The organism is Pseudomonas sp. SZ40, assembly GCF_052958135.1.
This window is the reverse complement of the sequence record NZ_JBQWIF010000001.1, coordinates 144,677-161,478: the sequence shown is the minus strand read 5'-3', so window position 1 is coordinate 161,478 and position 16,802 is coordinate 144,677. Positions and strand designations below refer to the sequence as shown.

Below are 16,802 nucleotides of genomic sequence, written 5' to 3'. Positions count from 1 at the left end.
CGGTCAGTCCTTGCGATTGCGGCGCAACTCCTCCAGCAACTTCTGCTTGTCGCGCTCGCGCTTGGCAATCACGTCACGCTCGCTGCGGATCTGAGCATGGCTGAGCAGGGCAAAGATAAAGCTGCCGCCGATGATATTGCCGGCCAGGGTAGGCCCCGCAAACACCAGCCAGAAATCGCCCCAGCTCACTTCACCGGCATACACCAGATAAGACACCTCTATCGAGCCAACCACGATATGGGTGAAGTCACCCAGTGCCATCAGGTAAGTGATCATCACGATAATGGCGATCTTGGCGCTTTCCATCGAGGCGATCATCCACACCATGGTGGCGATCATCCAGCCCGAGATAATGCCTTTGGCAAGCATCTTGGACACGTCGTTTTCCATCACCTTACGGCCGATTTCCAGAAACGCCAGGTCGGTCTGGGCATCGAAAATCGGCAGGCGCAGCATCACCCAAGCCACCAGCAGGGTGCCGGCTAGGTTTCCGCATAGCACCACGCCCCAAAGACGCAATAGTCGCCCGACATTGTTCAGGGTCAGCTTGCTCATCACCGGCAGCACGGCGGTCAGGGTGTTTTCCGTAAACAGTTGCTGACGGGCGAGGATCACCGCCAGAAAGCCTGCCGAATAACCGAGGCTGGCGATCACATGACTTTCATCGCTGGGGCCCAACCGAGAGCGGAACAAACCCATGGCCATCAGCGACAGGCCCATGGTCAGCCCGGCGGCCAGCGCCGACCACCATAATGCTGCGATGCTGCGTTCCAGCTCATGGTCGCCCTGGATCCTGATGGTTTCATGCAACACCGCCGCCCGCGGCGGCAGCTTCTCATCGATCTCGCGCTCTTCTTCGGCTGACAGGCCGGGGGTCTTGCCGTCTGCTTGTTCTTGCATACCAGTTACCTTCACGGGTGGAACGACGGAGGCCCGTCTGTCTGAGGATTCAGACCTGCGGCGCCCGCTGTCGTTCTGCCGTGATGAAGGCGTCCTTGCCTCGCGGCGAAATGGGCTACGGCGCAGCCGTGCGTGAAACGTCAATAGACCTTAGTTTCGTAGATTGAATCGCCCCTTGTTTTGTAGAGACAACCGAGCGGCTGTTCTGGCCGGTAGCAGTCATCAGCGAGAGGCCATTTGGAACTGCGAGTCAGTGACTGGATATCTCAGGGCGTCGGCAAAGCGAACTGTCGGCGTGTGCGAATAGGTGTCGGAGGGATCCGAATAGATGTCGGAACCAATGCGAATACTCAGGCAAGCGATCACTCTTTCGGGCGCCAGCATGATTCAGCGAGCAACTGAGCGATCTGCCGACGCAACGCACCGTGCGCTTGCTCGGTGAAAGGTGTAGCCGCTTTCCAATCGTAGAACCACACCGGCATCTTGCGCTTTTCCTCCGGTTCCGAAGAGTAACGAGGAAAAATATGGCAATGCAGCTCTGGCTCGGTATTACCGAGAATTTCATAGTTCATGCGAAGCGCTCCGGTCGCCTGCAGCACGGCATCGCCAATTCGAGCCATGTCGAGCAGATAACGCGTTCTCGCCTCGGTATCCAGATCGTTCAGACTGGGAACGACAGGGTCGGGCAGCAACAGGCAGTATCCAGGCAGAAACTGCACGTCGCCCATGACTGCCCAGCCGGAGGCCATTCGGCAGATGACCTTGTCGTTGGCTCCATGGCGTGCCAGTTCCACTCGCTGCGAAATCAGAGACATGCATGTTCCTCGATGGTGGCGGGTCGCAACCCAAAGTAGCCGAACGCCGTCAGATTTTCAGTACCTGGCCGCACAGCTCGATGAACGCCCTTAGCTTGGGCTGGTTCCTGGCCGTTCTCGAGAAATACAGAAACAGGCCGTCGTTGCCCGGCGAGCACTCGAGGAGCGCGGGCTCCAGGGTGCCTGCGGCCAACTCGCGAGAGGAGTGGAACGTCGATGAGTAGATCAGCCCCGCCCCCTGAACCGCCAGGCTACGCATGAGTTCACCGTCGTTGACGGTGATCGAGCCCGCCGGATCGATCCTCACGGTCGAGCCATTCTCGACGAACTCCCAGCGGTAGATGTCGCCTTTCTCGGGCCGCCGAAAGCGGATGCACTGATGGCGCACCAGATCGCTGGTCGATTGCGGCTTGCCGTTAGCCCGAAAATACGCCGGCGAACCGAAGACCGCCCACTGGAAGGGTTTGCAAAGCCGTACCGCGATCATGTCCTGGGCGATGTACGAGCCGATCAGGATGCCTGCGTCATAGCCCTCGGAGACGAAGTTCTCGTGGCGGTTGCTGACGGTGATTTCCAGATTGAGATTGGGCCACGCTTCTCTGAAGGCAGGCAGCAGAGGCTCGATGACATGCGGCAAGGCCAGACGCTCGACGATGAGCCGCAGGGTACCCGAGGGAGCCTTGGCCGACTGCGCGGCATCTTCCAGCCCGGTCGAGATGGCCAGGGCGGCAGGCTCGACTTTGTGCAGCAGTTCCTCACCGGCCTCGGTAAGGGACACCTTGCGCGTGGTGCGGTGAAAGAGCGGAACGCCAAGCCGCTGCTCAAGCTTCTGCAATGCATGGCTTACCGCACCCGGTGTCTTGCCGATATCGAACGCAGCCTTGCTGATGCTCAACCGCCTGGCGACCGCCAGAAATTCGGGTAATCCATCGAAACTGTGGGGCAGATTCATTCGAGTCCTTCAACCAGTGCGCTCGGGCAGCCATGCAAGCGGGAGACATTTACATAATTATATCGAGCCAATTTCGTCGAATTACAACGATAAATTGAATAGTGCATTCGGATTTGGCCAGCTACTGGCGTGATTTCATCTTGGATAGAGTGAGCTCACCCCCACCATTCGAAGGAATTCACATGGCTATTCGCAAGCGCTTGCTCGGTCTCGCCGCAGCGGTCATCTCACTCGCCGTGTCCAGCACGGCCGCCATCGCCGAGGAAAGCGAACAGGCTGACAGGATTCTGATCGTGGTATCGAGCCTGGACAAAAAGACCGAGACCCTGGTCGGCGGTTTCTGGTTTCCCGAGCTGACCCACCCGGTCGAAGTCTTCGATGAGGCCGGCATCGATTACGATCTCGCCAGCCCGAAAAGCGGCTTCGCTCCGTTCGATGGCTTCGACCTGAGTGATCAGGCGACTCTGAAGTTCTGGACCAACCCGCAACACCGCAACAAGCTGGGCAACACCCTCAAGCTCTCGGATGTCGATGCGTCGAAGTACGATGCGATCTTGCTGGTCGGTGGCCATGGCCCCATGTGGGACTTCGTCAACAACCCGGAGCTGAGCGGCATCGTGGCCGCCATCTATGAGAACGACGGTATCGTCAGCGCTGTTTGCCACGGGCCTGCAGGCCTGCTCGACGTGAAGCTCGGTAACGGCAAGAGCCTGTTGAGCGGCCGCCGTGTCACGGGCTTCACGGCCGAGGAAGAGCGCTCGCGCGACTACGACAAGATCGTCCCCTTCGAGCTCGAAGGAGCGTTGAAGAAAGCCGGGGCCACCTTCGAAGAAGCACCGATCTTCGAAAATAAAGTGGTGGTCGACGGGCGTCTGATTACCGGCCAGAACCCGACCTCCGCCAAATCGTTCGGCGAAGCCATCGTCACGGCGCTCAAAGCCAAGCGGTGACCTGCCTCAGCTCCACAAGTGGGCCTGACGACCTGAGCAAGGGCGACGCGATGCCGACTCGCCCTCCCGCTCTCACCTGACCGTTCGCCCCCATCTGCAACGGATAGGGGCGACGATTACCCAAGGAACATGAAATGCGTCAGCTGAGTCGAGCGGTTGTACCGGGCATTCTGGCCATGCTGTTTTCGGGCGCAAGCCTCCACGCCGCGGATATAAACGTCCTGGCCTCCACGGCCCTGCAGCCGGTGTTCATGAAGCTGGCACCTGAATTCGAAAGAACCACCGGTGATCGATTGTTTTTTTCCTGGGGCGCCTCGTATGGAGCCAGCGCCGATGCGCTCCCCATACGCCTTGGAAATGGGCAGGCCGCTGACCTGGTGGTGATGATTGCCGACGCCCTGAATGAACAGATCGAACAGGGCCACCTGCGCCCCGAAACCGCCACCAGCCTGGCCAGCTCCCGGCTGGGCCTGGCGGTCAGAGCGGGTACGCCACGGCCTGAGATCGGCAGTATCGAAGACTTGCGGCACACCTTGCTGGCCGCCAGGTCCTTGGCCTTTTCGAGCGGTGTGAGCGGGGTTTACGTGCAGCGCACTCTGCTCCCTGAACTGGGAATAGCCGACAGGTTGAAGCCCAGAAGCATCGTCATCGAGGCTCCCGAGCTGGTTGGCGACGCCCTGCTGCGCGGTGATGCCGAGGTCGGGTTGCAGCAGATGAGCGAGCTTCTGGCCGTGCCGGGAATCGACGTCGTCGGTCCCCTTCCCGAAGAGCTTCAACGGGTGAACATCATTGCGGCAGCGGTAACGACTGCTGCAGCTCAACCTGCATCGGCGCAGTCTTTCATCGCGTTCCTGCAAAGCCCTGAAGCAGCCTACGTGCTGAAAGCATCAGGATTCACGCCTCTCGGCCTGGAGCAGCTCGAGCAATGAATGCCTACACCGGCAACTGCCGATCTTGACGTACATTCTTCATGACCAGAGTGATCGAAAACCTTCACTGCGCGCGCAGCCGCATGGGGATCACTCGTCGAACTGCACGCTGACAGCATCGAGCGCCTGGACGACCCTGTCCGGCTCTTCGCTCAGCGGCAGGTTGTCCTGATCACCGACGGCGTCGTAACCCGTTGCTGGGTCTGCCGGCAGAGCCGAGAACAGCGGCTCGAGATCCGTTTGAGCGGCACCACGCTCGGCGACCAGTTCGAAGGTCTTGCGGTTCGCGCTGGGCGAGGTCAGGGACGCGACGAGCACCTCGGCGATCTGCGCACGAGCCACCACGCCATCGGATGGTGAACTGGACCAGTGCGTATCGCCCTGGCGCAAGACCAGGCGTTGCTGATCGGCCGCGTTGTAGTCGAACCAGCCAGGCCGCACGATGGTGTAATGCAGCCCGCTGGCACGCACCAGGCGTTCTCCGCGACGTTTCCAGTCATGCCCGACTGTGGGCTTGGTGACGCCGACGGTGGTCATCAGGGCGATGCGCACAGGCGCCTGCAACACGGCGAGAACGTTACGCACCGCCCCATAGTTCACCGCCTCCGCACCACTCGGATCATTGCCGCTGATGCCATGGGTGAAGATGACCGCGCTGATGCCGGCGACAGCCTCCGGCAGCGTCTCGGCGCGAGTCAGGTCACCGACCACGACCTTCACCCCGGCAGGAAACAGCTCGGCCTGGCCGGGGTCACGCACCAGTGCGCGCGTCTCGTAGCCGCGCCTGAACGCCTCTGCCACCGCCAGTCGGCCGATGCTTCCACTGGCCCCCACGACCAGGACCACAGGCGTTTGCGCACCGCTGGCGCCCCCCTCTTCGGATTCCCGCTCAGTGGCGGCGCGGCTTTCATTGGCCTTCGGGGCGGCCTGCGGCGCGGTCGATCCTGCCATGGCGATTTCCGCGAACATCGCCAGCAGCAACGTCATGCCGTATTGAATGGTGAGTCGATTCATCGAGCGTACCCCGTGTGAGCGAAAGGCAGGATGCGCTGCACTCAACGGCTGGCCAGTGACTGCAATGCGGATGAAGAACGTTAAGCGAGGACGTCGGCCCGGACTAGCCAGGCAAACCGGCAAGGGCCTATGAGCAGAGCTAATCAATCGGCGTGTGCTGCTTGCGCCGTGCTGGGCATCGCTACGCTCAACCACAGGCTGCGTTTTGCACAGCGATCAGTCGTACGGCAGGTCGTCCGGGTCGACGCCAATGTAATCCGGCTCGGGCATGCTTGGCAGGCGTACGGCCATGATGCGGCGCTGGTTTTGTAGCAAGGCCTTGGCCACGCGATGCATTCCATCCATGACCCGTCCGTCAGGTGAAAGAATGATCGGATAGGCCAGGTCCGTGGCGTCGACGAGCCGCATGTGCTCGATCAGGTCACGGCACGTGGGGGGCGGATCTTCGGCGTCGAACCAATAGGGCTCGTCGACTTCCCTGATCGCGGACAGATCGACGGGGCCGGGCGCTATGCCTTTGGCAAGGTCGATCAGGCGGTGGACATCCCAGGCCAGCAGGCCGTCTTTGCTTTCACGAAAGTGATACTGCTTGCGCATGAGCGAATCTCCGAGCGTGCAGCCTTTAGCATAAGGCTTGCAGAACCGAAGCGCCTGACATCGTCTGGAGATCCGCTTGGATGCGCAAGCTCGCGGTTCTGGGTATCGATGCGCTAAAGCACAGGCGACGGTTTGCATGGCCGATCAGGCTCCGAGGGAGTGGGGCCTACCGGTGCGCGACGGTATGAGCGAGCTCAGCGCGAAAGCAGCAAGGTGCCTTCCTGGCAGGAAGCAGCGGCGGTCAGGGCATTTTCGCTGGCGGAGAGTGCGGCAAGGTTGGTTCGAGCCGCCGATACGTAGGCCTGGTGCGCCCAGTAAACGGCAAAGCCGGAAAGTATCGCGGACGTGAAGCTCATGACGCTTATAAGCCTGACCAATCCTCTGGTGCCCATCGTGTAGCTCCTTTGCGTGTGCCGGCTGGTTGCCGGCGCGCCAGCAATACTCCCTTGCCGCGCAATAGGCCATCACTCGAAGAGGCACGATTGCCTCACTGCAACGGCCTTTTTCCACCCAGCGCCAACTGGGCCGCCAGCTGCAGAGAATGTGGCCACGGCGGTCTATCGGACGGCCGGTGGCCAAGCGCAACGGCCAGGGCCACCGCTATGTGTGCCAGCAGACAGACGCCCTACCGGGAGAATTTCACACTGCCTCTCTGCACCCTCCTCACTCGTCACGCCCGCAGCGCTTGCGTGACACGCATCACTGCAACGTTGCCCGCGTTTCACGTTGCACGCCAAGGAAAACATGGACAGGCAATGGCTTCGAGCAATCCAACGGTTGTGGCGGCCCGCGCCCCGCACCTTCGAGTACGAGCCGGCCCTGCGCGCGGAACTGTTCAGCGCAGAACAGATGGCCACCCACGGTGCCCACCTGGCCCGCCAGCATCACCTTAGCCGCGACTCCACCTCCGACGCCCTGCTTCACCGACTCGCCGAGAATGCTGCAGTGCTGGCCAGCAGTTGCCAGGCCATGACCGTGGCAGCGCTCTCCAACCGTCGCGCGACGCCGGCTGCGGAGTGGCTGTTGGACAACTTCTACCTGGTCGAGGAGCAGATACGCACGGCGCAGAAACATCTACCCAAAGGCTACTGCCGCGAATTGCCCGGCCTGGATGATGGGCCCTCGCGTACCTTGCCGCGGGTCTACGACATCGCCCTGGAAACCATTGCCCACGGTGACGGCCGGGTCGACAGCGACAGCCTGAGCCGCTTCGTGGCCGCCTATCAGGTGGTCACACCGCTGACGCTGGGCGAGCTGTGGGGCATTCCCATCATGTTGCGCCTGGCATTGATCGAGAACCTGCGCCGGGTCGCTTCACGGGTGATGGCCAACTGGAACGACCGCAACCTGGCCAATGACTGGGCGGATCGCCTGATTGCCACCGCAGAACGCGACGCCAAGAGCGTGGTGCTGCTGGTTGCCGACCTGGCACGTTCGGCACCGCCGATGACCAGTGCCTTCGTGGCCGAACTGGCGCGGCGCCTGCAGGGCCAGAGCACCGCACTGATTCTGCCGATGACCTGGGTCGAGCAGGCCCTGGCCGAGTCTGGCCAGAGCGTGGAGCGCCTGATTCACCTCGACGCTCAGTTGCAGGCCACGGAGCAGGTGTCGATCAGCAACAGCATCAACAGCCTGCGCCTGCTCTCGGCCACCGACTGGCGCGAGTTCGTCGAGCACATGAGCGGTGTCGAACACACCCTTGGCGAAGATCCATCTGCGGTCTACGCCTGCATGGATTTCGCCACCCGCGACCACTACCGGCATGCCGTCGAGCGCCTGGCGCGCAGCTGTCCGCACTCGGAGATCGACATCGCCCGCGCCGCCATCGCCCTGTGCCGCGCGGCACCGGATCATGAACCCCTGATGAGCCACGTCGGCTTCTACCTGCTGGGCCCGGGGTTGGCCGATCTGGAGCGGCAACTGGGTGCGCGACGCTCCCTGGCCGAGCGCTGTCGGCGCGTGTTGCGCAAGTCGCCGCTGGTTTTCTTCATGACCCCGGTGGTGCTGCTCAGCGCGCTGCTGGCCTGGCCGTTCTACGGCATGCTGCGCGCCGACGGCTGGGGCCTGTGGACGTTGTTGTCGCTCAGCGTACCGACACTGGTGATGACCAGCCACCTGGCCATCGCGCTGGTCAACCGGCTGGTGACCCTCAGCCTGCCACCAGACATCCTGCCACGCCTGGATTACAGCGCCGGCATTCCCCCCCAGGCACGTACGCTGGTAGTGGTGCCAACGCTGATCGGCAGCGCTCAGGACGTGGAAGAACTGGTGGATGGCATGGAGATACGCTTCCTCGCCAACCGGGATGCCAACCTGTATTTCGCCCTGCTCACCGATTTCATGGATGCCCAGAGCGAGGTGCTCGACGGCGATGCGCCCTTGCTGCAACAGGCCAGCCTGGCGGTCGATGCGCTGAATCTGAAATACCCCGAAACTGGCGCGTCGCGCTTCTTCCTGCTGCATCGCCCACGACGCTGGAACGCCACCGAACAACGCTGGATGGGCCATGAGCGCAAGCGCGGCAAGATCGCCGAGCTCAATGCGCTGTTGCGTGGTCATGGCCACGACCGGTTTTCCCTGATCGTCGGCGATATCGCCGCGCTGCCGGAGGTCAACTACGTCATCGCCCTGGACACCGACACCCAGCTGCCGCGCGATGTGGCCCGGCAGTTCCTCGGCGCCATCTGCCATCCGCTCAACCAGGCCCGCTTCGATGCGCAGCAACGCCGCATCGTCAGTGGCTACGCCATCCTGCAACCCCGTGTGGGCATCAGCCTGCCGAGCATCGCCCGCTCCGCCTACGCCCAGCTGTTCGGTAGCGATGCGGGGGTGGACCCCTACACCCGCTCGGTATCCGACGTGTATCAGGACCTGTTCGGCAACGGCTCGTTCATCGGCAAGGGTATCTACGCCGTGGATGCCTTCGAGCAGGCCCTGCAGGGCTGCTTTCCCGACAACCGCATTCTCAGCCATGACCTGATCGAGGGCTGCTACGCCCGCTCCGGGCTGATCAGCGACGTACAGCTGTATGAAGAACACCCGGCGCGCTACAGCGCCGATGCCAAACGTCGGCATCGCTGGATCCGTGGAGACTGGCAGTTGCTGCCGTGGCTGATGCCCTGGACACCGAAACCCGGTGGTGGCCTGGAGCAGAACCGTCTGACCAACCTGGCCTGCTGGAAGATCGTCGACAACCTGCGCCGCAGCCTCGAGCCAGCGGCCTTTCTGTGCATGTTGCTGTGGGGCTGGTTGGCCAGTTCACAGCCGTTGCAGTGGAGCCTGGGGGTATTGCTGCTGATCATCGCCCAGCCGTTGATCAGCACCCTGCTGGATGTGCTGCACAAAGCCCATGACATCAACCTCGGCCAGCACCTGAAGGTAACCCTGCGCGATGCGGCGCAGCACTTCGGTCGTGCGCTGCTGACGCTGGTGTGGCTGCCGTTCGAGGCCTTCAGCAGCCTGGATGCCATCGCCCGCACGCTGTGGCGCATGACCATCAGCCAGCGCCACCTGCTGCAATGGAACCCCTCCCGAGAAGTGGAGCGCAGCAGCAACAATGACCTGTCTGGCCTGTATCGGCTGATGTGGGTGGCGCCGCTGCTGGCGGTCGCCGTGGCCATCGCGCTGCTCGGCCAGCCGGTGACGCTGGCAATCGCCGCGCCCCTCCTGCTGGCCTGGTTGCTGGCCCCGGCCATCGCCTGCTGGCTGAGCAGGCCGGCGGCCCATGTGCTGTTCGCCCCATCGCTCGAAGAGCAACAGTTTCTGCGCCGCCTGGCACGCAAGACCTGGGCTTTCTTCGACGATCATGTCGGCCCTGCGGACAACTGGCTGCCACCGGACAACATCCAGGAACGGCCGACTGCGGTAACCGCCCACCGAACCTCGCCAACCAACATGGGCATGGCACTGCTTTCGCACCTGGCCGCTCACGACTTCGCCTACCTCAGTGGCGGTCGCCTGCTCGCACGCCTTGATAGCGCCCTGACCAGCATGTCGCGGCTGGAGCGTCATCGCCGCCACTTCTACAACTGGTACGACACTCAGACCCTGCAACCGCTGCCGCCCCGCTACGTGTCCACCGTGGACAGCGGCAACCTGGCCGGTTTGCTGCTGACCCTGCGGCCAGGCCTGTACGAGTTGCCAAAAGCGGCCTTGCTCAGCCCGAACTGGCGCATCGGTCTGGCAGACAGCCTGGGCGTGCTGCATGAGGCAATGCTGGCGGGCGGGCTGGACGAGCACCTGCTCGACGAGGCGTTCAGCGAGCTGGCCACGACACCTGCCCTCGACGCGCAGAGCCTGGCCGATATCAGTGCGGTACTGCAGCGCCTGATCGCCCTCGCCCAGGGCCTGCAACCCGCTCTTTCAACGGCTGTCGAGGCCGACTACTGGCGCCAGGCGCTGCTCGCTCATTGCCAGGATCTGCACAGTGAACTGGCCTGCCTGACCCTACCCGGCAAGCCACTGGCCTCGGCCAGCTGGCATGAGCTGGCACAGCTCGATGCCACGCAATGGCCGGCAGCCGAACAGGCCCAGGTCCGCGCGGTGAGCGCCCACGCCAGCGAGCGCATCGCCACGGCGCTGCGCCTGGCGGATCTGGCGGCCGAGCTGGCGGACATGGACTTCACCTTCCTGTACGACGCGCAACGCGAGCTCCTGGCCATCGGTTACAACGCCGATGACCAGCGCCTGGACGGCGCCTACTACGACCTGCTGGCCTCGGAAGCGCGGCTGACCAATTTCGTGGTCATCGCCCAGGGACAGCTGCCTCAGGACAGCTGGTTCACCCTGGGCCGGCTGCTGACCAGCAACGGCGGGGTCCCGGTGCTACTGTCCTGGACCGGCTCGATGTTCGAGTACCTGATGCCGATGCTGGTCATGCCCAGCTATGCCGGTACCCTGCTCGACCAGACCTGCCGCGCCGCCGTAGCCCGGCAGATCGAATACGGCCAGCAACTGGGCCTGCCCTGGGGCGTGTCCGAGTCCGGCTACAGCACTCTGGACGCCCAACTGAACTATCAGTACCGGGCCTTCGGCGTACCCGGCCTGGGTCTCAAGCGCGGCCTTGGCGAAGACGTGGTGATGGCCCCCTATGCCTCGGTGCTGGCGCTGATGGTAGCCCCGGAAGCGGCCTGCAAGAACCTCCAGCGCCTGGCAGGCATGGGCATGGCTGGCCGCTATGGTCTGTACGAAGCCATCGATTTCACCAGTGCCCGGCTGCCACCGGGGCAGAACGCTGCGCTGATCCAGTCCTTCATGGCGCACCATCAGGGCATGAGCCTGCTGTCATTGACCCATGTGCTGCTCGATCGCCCGATGCAGCGCCGCTTCGAGGCCGACCCGCAGTTCCAGGCCACCGCCCTGCTGCTGCAGGAACGGGTGCCGAAAAGCGCCGCGCAATACCTGCACACCGCCAATGCCTCGCTGGAGGGCAAGGTCGCCCGGGTCAACGAGAACAAGCTGCGGGTCTACACCGACCCGGGGCGCCGACACCCCGCCGTACAACTGCTCTCCAACGGCCGTTACCACGTGATGATCAGCAATGCCGGTGGTGGTTACAGCCGCCGCGACGATATGGCGGTCACCCGCTGGCACGAGGACATAACCTGCGACAACACCGGCACCTTCTGCTACCTGCGGGATGTCGACAGCGGGGATTTCTGGTCCTCGGCGCACCAGCCGACCTTGCGCACGACGCAAAGCTTCGAGGCGATCTTCACCGATGCGCGGGCCGAATTCCGCGTGCGCGAACGGGACTTCGACGCCCACACCGAGATCGTCGTCTCACCCGAAGACGACATCGAACTGCGGCGCCTGCACATCAGCAACCGGGGTGCGCAGCGCCGTACCCTGGAGCTCACCAGCTACGCCGAAGTGGTGCTGGCACCGGCCCTCAGTGACGCCCTGCATCCGGCCTTCAGCAAGCTGTTCGTACAGAGCGAACTGCTCAGTGAGCTGCAGGCGATTCTGTGCAGCCGGCGGCCACGTTCGAGCGAGGAAAAGGTGCCGTGGCTGTGCCACCTGCTGGCCGCCCACGAGGTGGACATCGCGGCGATCTCCTACGAAACCGACCGCGCCCGCTTCATCGGTCGCGGGCGCAACCTGACGCACCCCACCGCGATGGACAACGAGACGCTGTCCGGCACCGCGGGTGCGGTGCTCGATCCGATCGTCTCGATCCGCTGCCGGATCACCCTGGAGCCTGGCCAGACCGCCACCATCGACTTGGTGACCGGCGTCAGTGACAGCCGTGACGGTTGCCTGCAGTTGATCAACAAGTACCGCGATCGGCACCTGGCCGACCGTGTCTTCGACCTGGCCTGGACCCACAGCCAGGTGCTGCTGCGCCAGCTCAACACCTCCCATGCCGAGGCCCGTCTGTTCGAGCAGATGGCCGCGTCGATCATCTATACCAACCCCTCGCTGCGCGCCGCACCGGGCGTGCTGGCCGCCAACCAGCGCAACCAGAGCGGCCTGTGGGGCCAGGCGATTTCCGGTGACCGGCCCATCGTGCTGCTGCAGATTTCCGCCACCGCGCATATCGACCTGGTGCGCCAGTTGGTGCAGGCCCACGCCTACTGGCGGCACAAGGGCCTGATCGTCGACCTGGTGATCTGGAACGAGGACCAGGCCGGTTACCGGCAGGATCTGCAGGACGTGATCATGGGCCTGGTGACCTCGGGCAGCGAGGCGCACCTGCTGGACCGGCCTGGCGGTATTTTCGTGCGCCCGGCCCAGCAACTCTCCAATGAAGATCGCGTGCTGATGCTGGCCGTGGCCCATCTGGTGCTCAGCGACGAACGCGGCAGCCTCGCCGAACAGATTCATCGGCGTCGGGCAGAGCCCGCCATGCCGGCCTTCGATGCCCGCCTGCTGCCCAGGCCGGCGCCGCCAGTGGTGGTTCCGCTGGCTGACTCGTCGCTGATCCTGAGCAACCCCCATGGCGGTTTCAGCGCCGATGGCAAGGAATACGTCATTCATTGCCAAGCCGGTCAGCCGACCCCGGCGCCCTGGGTCAACGTGCTGGCCAACCCGAACTTCGGCAGCGTGATTTCGGAAAGCGGCAGCGCCTACACCTGGCATGAGAACGCCCACGAATTCCGCCTCACGCCATGGCGCAACGACCCGGTCAGCGACCCGGGCGACGAGGCCATCTACCTGCGCGATGAAGACAGCGGCCACTACTGGTCGCCAACCCCGCTACCACGCCCTGGCAAGGGCGCTTACGTGACCCGTCACGGTTTCGGCTACAGCGTCTTCGAACACGAGGAAGGCGGGATTCGCAGCGAGCTGTGGGTCTACGTATCGCTGCAGGATCCGGTGAAGTTCTCGCACCTGAAAATCCATAATGTCTCCGGCCGAGCACGGCGCCTGTCGGTCACCGGCTACGTGGCCTGGGTACTGGGCGACCTGCGGGAAAAATCTTCCATGCACGTGGTCAGCGAGGCCGATCCGAACAGCGGTGCGCTGTTCGCTCGCAATGCCTACTCCATCGAATTCCCTGGCCGGGTGGCCTTCTTCGATGTCGACGCACCGCTGGCCAGCAGCACCGCCGGGCGCTGCGACTTCATCGGCCGTAACGGCCACCTGAGCGCCCCTGCGGCCATGGCCCAGCCGCACCTGTCAGGGCGCAGCGGCCCGGGGCTCGACCCGTGCGCGGCGCTGCGCGCAAATCTGCAACTGGCTGCCGACGAGCAGCGCAGCGTGACCTTCCGCCTGGGCGCCGCCCAGGACGCCAAGACCGCTTCGCGCCTGGTGCAGCGCATGCGCGGCGGCAACGTCGCCCAGGTCGAACTGCAGCGGGTGCGCGAGCATTGGCAGGACACCCTGGGAAAGGTGCGGATCGAAACCCCGGAGCCGGCCGTGGACGTGCTGGTCAATGGCTGGCTGATGTATCAGGTGATCGCCTGCCGCTTCTGGGCGCGCAGCGGTTACTACCAGTCCGGTGGCGCCTTCGGCTTCCGTGATCAGTTGCAGGACAGCATGGCCATGCTGCATGCCGACCCGGCCGCGGTTCGCCGGCACCTGCTGCTGTGCGCCGCCCACCAGTTCATCGAAGGCGATGTACAGCACTGGTGGCACCCGCCACTGGATCGCGGTGTGCGCACCGGCTGCTCCGACGACTACCTGTGGCTGGCCCAGGCGACCAGCCGCTACGTTCAGGTCAGCGGCGATCACACGGTGCTGGGGGAAACCGTGGGCTACCTGGAAGGCCGTTTGCTCAACAGCGGCGAGGAGTCCTATTACGACCTGCCGCACCACTCTGCCCTGCAGGAAACCCTGTACCAGCACTGCGTGAGAGCCATCGAGCACAGCCTGGCACGGGGCGTTCACGGCCTGCCGCTGATGGGCCACGGCGACTGGAACGACGGCATGAACCGCGTCGGCGAAGGGGGCAAGGGCGAAAGCGTCTGGCTCGGCTTCTTCGGCTACGACGTGCTGCGCCGCTTCGCCACCACAGCCCTGCTCAACGGTGACGCCGAGTTCGCCAGACGCTGCGACGAGCACGCCGATGCCTTGCGCCTGAGCCTCGATGCCCACGCCTGGGATGGCGAGTGGTATCGCCGGGCCTATTTCGACGATGGCACGCCATTGGGCTCGACCGGCAACGACGAGTGCCGCATCGACTCCATCGCGCAAAGCTGGTCGGTGCTGTCCGGCGCGGCACCCGATGGGCGCCAGCGCACGGCCATGGACTCACTGGAGCGGCACCTGCTGCGCCGCGACATCGGCCTGGTGCAACTGCTTGCGCCCCCCTTCGACCACGGCGTGCTCGACCCTGGCTACATCAAGGGCTACGTACCTGGCGTGCGCGAGAATGGCGGCCAGTACACCCACGCCGCGGTGTGGGCGAGCATGGCCTTCGCCGAACTGGGCGACAGCGCACGGGCATGGGAGCTGCTGCGCCTGATCAATCCGGTCAGCCACGGCAACAGTGCCGCAACCATTGCCACCTACAAGGTCGAGCCCTATGTGGTGGCCGCCGACGTGTATGGCATGCCGCCCCATGAGGGACGTGGCGGCTGGAGCTGGTACACCGGTTCGGCCGGCTGGATGTACCGGCTGATCGTCGAGTCGCTGCTCGGTCTGCAGCGCAACGGTACGCAGTTGCGCATGCAACCGGTGCTGCCGGCGGACTGGCGCGGATTCAGCCTGCACTACCGCTTCGGCTCGTCGTGCTACCGCATCACCCTGTGCTGCACGGATGCCGCCGACTCGACCCTGCACCTGGACGGCATCGCGGTCCAGGGCGACAGCATCACCCTGGTCGACGATGACCAGGATCATCAGGTCGATATTCAGTGGCCTCACAAGGGGCACCTTAAGGGGTCTGGCACACCGACGGATACCGATAAACCTGTCAGGGTGATCGCTCAACCGAACCAGCTACCGGAGTAGCGAACATGAACAGACCACTGACCGAAATCATCAAGGGAAAATGGCGGCTATTGGCAGGCCTGGCGCGGATCGTATGGGATGAACTGACGCTGGATGAGTTGCTCAAGTCCGGCGGCGACCTGGACAAGCTCACCAACCTGATCCAGAAACGCTACGACATGACCCACGACGAGGCGCGCAAGCAGATCGTCAGCTTCTTCGAGCGGCACCGCATGACCTGACCGGCAATCCATTCGAGGAATCAGCATGCTCGACACCTACTTCGTCATTGCCAACAGTTCGGGCAACATCATCCGGATGACTCGGCGCGATGCCCGACCGGACGATTCGGCTACCATCACTCACGTTCAGGCCTCGTCGGGCCTGGTCGAGCGCTATCAGCGGTTGCTAGACGGTGGCCAGGATCTGATCAGCGTCGAGCACTTGCTGCAGAGCGATTGCGGCACTATGTACGGCAGCGAACGGAGCGGCGCGCTGGCCGGGCGTATAGTGAGGAGCTCACTCGAATAATTCATAAGGGATTTCATGCCCGAAGACTGCATACCGCAGCAGAACCACTTGTTGGCAGCTCTGCCTGGTGAAGTCCAGCAGAGGCTCTTTTCACACCTGGAACATGTTCACCTGCCGCTCGGACAGGTGCTCTATGAGTCTGGCGAGTCCGTGCGCCACGTGTACTTCCCGACCGACTCCATCATCTCCCTGCTCAATGTCATGGAAAGCGGCGCCTCTGCGGAAATCTCCGTGGTGGGTAACGAAGGCTTGGTCGGTATCTCACTGTTCATGGGCGGCGAAAGCACCCCTAGCCGTGCCGTGGTGCAAAGCGGTGGTTACGCCTATCGCCTGCAAGGGCAGCGCCTGAAGGACGAGTTCAATCGCCACGGGGAAATGCTGGTACTGATGCTGCGCTACACCCAGGCACTGATCACCCAGATGTCGCAGACCGCCGTGTGCAACCGTCACCATTCGATCGACCAGCAATTGTGCCGCTGGCTGTTGCTGTCACTCGATCGCCTGCCCGGCAACCAGTTGACCATGACCCAGGAGCTGATCGCCAACATGCTCGGCGTACGCCGCGAAGGTGTTACCGAGGCCGCCGGCAAGCTGCAGCGCCAGGGCGTGATCGAGTACAGCCGCGGGCATATCACCGTGCTCAATCGCAAACGACTCGAACAGATGAGCTGCGAATGCTATGCGGTGGTGAAAAAGGAAACCGACCGCCTGCTGTCCTACATGCCGATGCGCCAATGAC

12 protein-coding genes are annotated in these 16,802 nt (G+C 63.5%); 6 read left to right on the top strand and 6 right to left on the bottom strand.

Annotated features, from left to right (window positions below; genetic code table 11):
- Positions 1-3: 3 nt before the first annotated feature.
- From ACT9T4_RS00720 to ACT9T4_RS00710, 3 genes are all read right to left on the bottom strand, one after another.
- The gene (locus ACT9T4_RS00720; RefSeq protein ID WP_042551754.1) at positions 4-900 is read right to left on the bottom strand and encodes a formate/nitrite transporter family protein; all 897 of its coding nucleotides are present in this window, start codon (positions 898-900) and stop codon (positions 4-6) included.
- Between the two features lie 362 nt (positions 901-1,262).
- Positions 1,263-1,715, bottom strand: a complete 453-nt coding sequence (locus ACT9T4_RS00715) for an HIT family protein (protein ID WP_042551755.1) — start codon at positions 1,713-1,715, stop codon at positions 1,263-1,265.
- A gap of 49 nt (positions 1,716-1,764) precedes the next feature.
- Positions 1,765-2,667 (bottom strand): LysR family transcriptional regulator, encoded by a 903-nt coding sequence (locus tag ACT9T4_RS00710; protein WP_499115033.1) that lies wholly within the window; start codon positions 2,665-2,667, stop codon positions 1,765-1,767.
- 182 nt (positions 2,668-2,849) lie between these two features.
- On the opposite strand from ACT9T4_RS00710, the gene ACT9T4_RS00705 reads away from it, so the two are divergent.
- Positions 2,850-3,617 carry a type 1 glutamine amidotransferase domain-containing protein gene (locus tag ACT9T4_RS00705; RefSeq protein WP_499115032.1) on the top strand — a complete coding sequence of 256 codons (768 nt, stop codon included), beginning with the start codon at positions 2,850-2,852 and terminating at the stop codon, positions 3,615-3,617.
- Positions 3,618-3,751: 134 nt separating this feature from the next.
- On the top strand, positions 3,752-4,546 hold the full coding sequence (locus ACT9T4_RS00700) for a molybdate ABC transporter substrate-binding protein (RefSeq protein WP_499115031.1): 795 nt from the start codon (positions 3,752-3,754) through the stop codon (positions 4,544-4,546).
- A 90-nt stretch (positions 4,547-4,636) separates the two neighbouring features.
- Here the strand turns inward: ACT9T4_RS00700 and ACT9T4_RS00695 are convergent, their stop codons facing one another.
- From ACT9T4_RS00695 to ACT9T4_RS00685, 3 genes are all read right to left on the bottom strand, one after another.
- Positions 4,637-5,560 (bottom strand): SDR family oxidoreductase, encoded by a 924-nt coding sequence (locus tag ACT9T4_RS00695; protein WP_499115029.1) that lies wholly within the window; start codon positions 5,558-5,560, stop codon positions 4,637-4,639.
- A 216-nt stretch (positions 5,561-5,776) separates the two neighbouring features.
- A complete protein-coding gene (locus ACT9T4_RS00690) occupies positions 5,777-6,157 on the bottom strand; it encodes a hypothetical protein (protein WP_042551759.1) in 381 nt (126 codons plus the stop codon).
- 194 nt (positions 6,158-6,351) lie between these two features.
- The gene (locus ACT9T4_RS00685; protein ID WP_156152625.1) at positions 6,352-6,513 is read right to left on the bottom strand and encodes a hypothetical protein; all 162 of its coding nucleotides are present in this window, start codon (positions 6,511-6,513) and stop codon (positions 6,352-6,354) included.
- A 388-nt stretch (positions 6,514-6,901) separates the two neighbouring features.
- On the opposite strand from ACT9T4_RS00685, the gene ACT9T4_RS00680 reads away from it, so the two are divergent.
- From ACT9T4_RS00680 to ACT9T4_RS00665, 4 genes are read left to right on the top strand one after another with little or no spacing between them, the layout of a single operon-like run.
- The gene (locus tag ACT9T4_RS00680; protein WP_499115028.1) at positions 6,902-15,553 is read left to right on the top strand and encodes a glycoside hydrolase family 94 protein; all 8,652 of its coding nucleotides are present in this window, start codon (positions 6,902-6,904) and stop codon (positions 15,551-15,553) included.
- A 5-nt stretch (positions 15,554-15,558) separates the two neighbouring features.
- A complete protein-coding gene (locus ACT9T4_RS00675; RefSeq protein ID WP_042551761.1) occupies positions 15,559-15,774 on the top strand; it encodes a CsbD family protein in 216 nt (71 codons plus the stop codon).
- A 25-nt stretch (positions 15,775-15,799) separates the two neighbouring features.
- The gene (locus ACT9T4_RS00670) at positions 15,800-16,063 is read left to right on the top strand and encodes a hypothetical protein (protein WP_042551762.1); all 264 of its coding nucleotides are present in this window, start codon (positions 15,800-15,802) and stop codon (positions 16,061-16,063) included.
- 15 nt (positions 16,064-16,078) lie between these two features.
- Complete coding sequence (locus ACT9T4_RS00665; protein WP_042551763.1) at positions 16,079-16,801, top strand: Crp/Fnr family transcriptional regulator; 723 nt, start codon at positions 16,079-16,081, stop codon at positions 16,799-16,801.
- The last annotated feature ends 1 nt before the right edge of the window (position 16,802 follow it).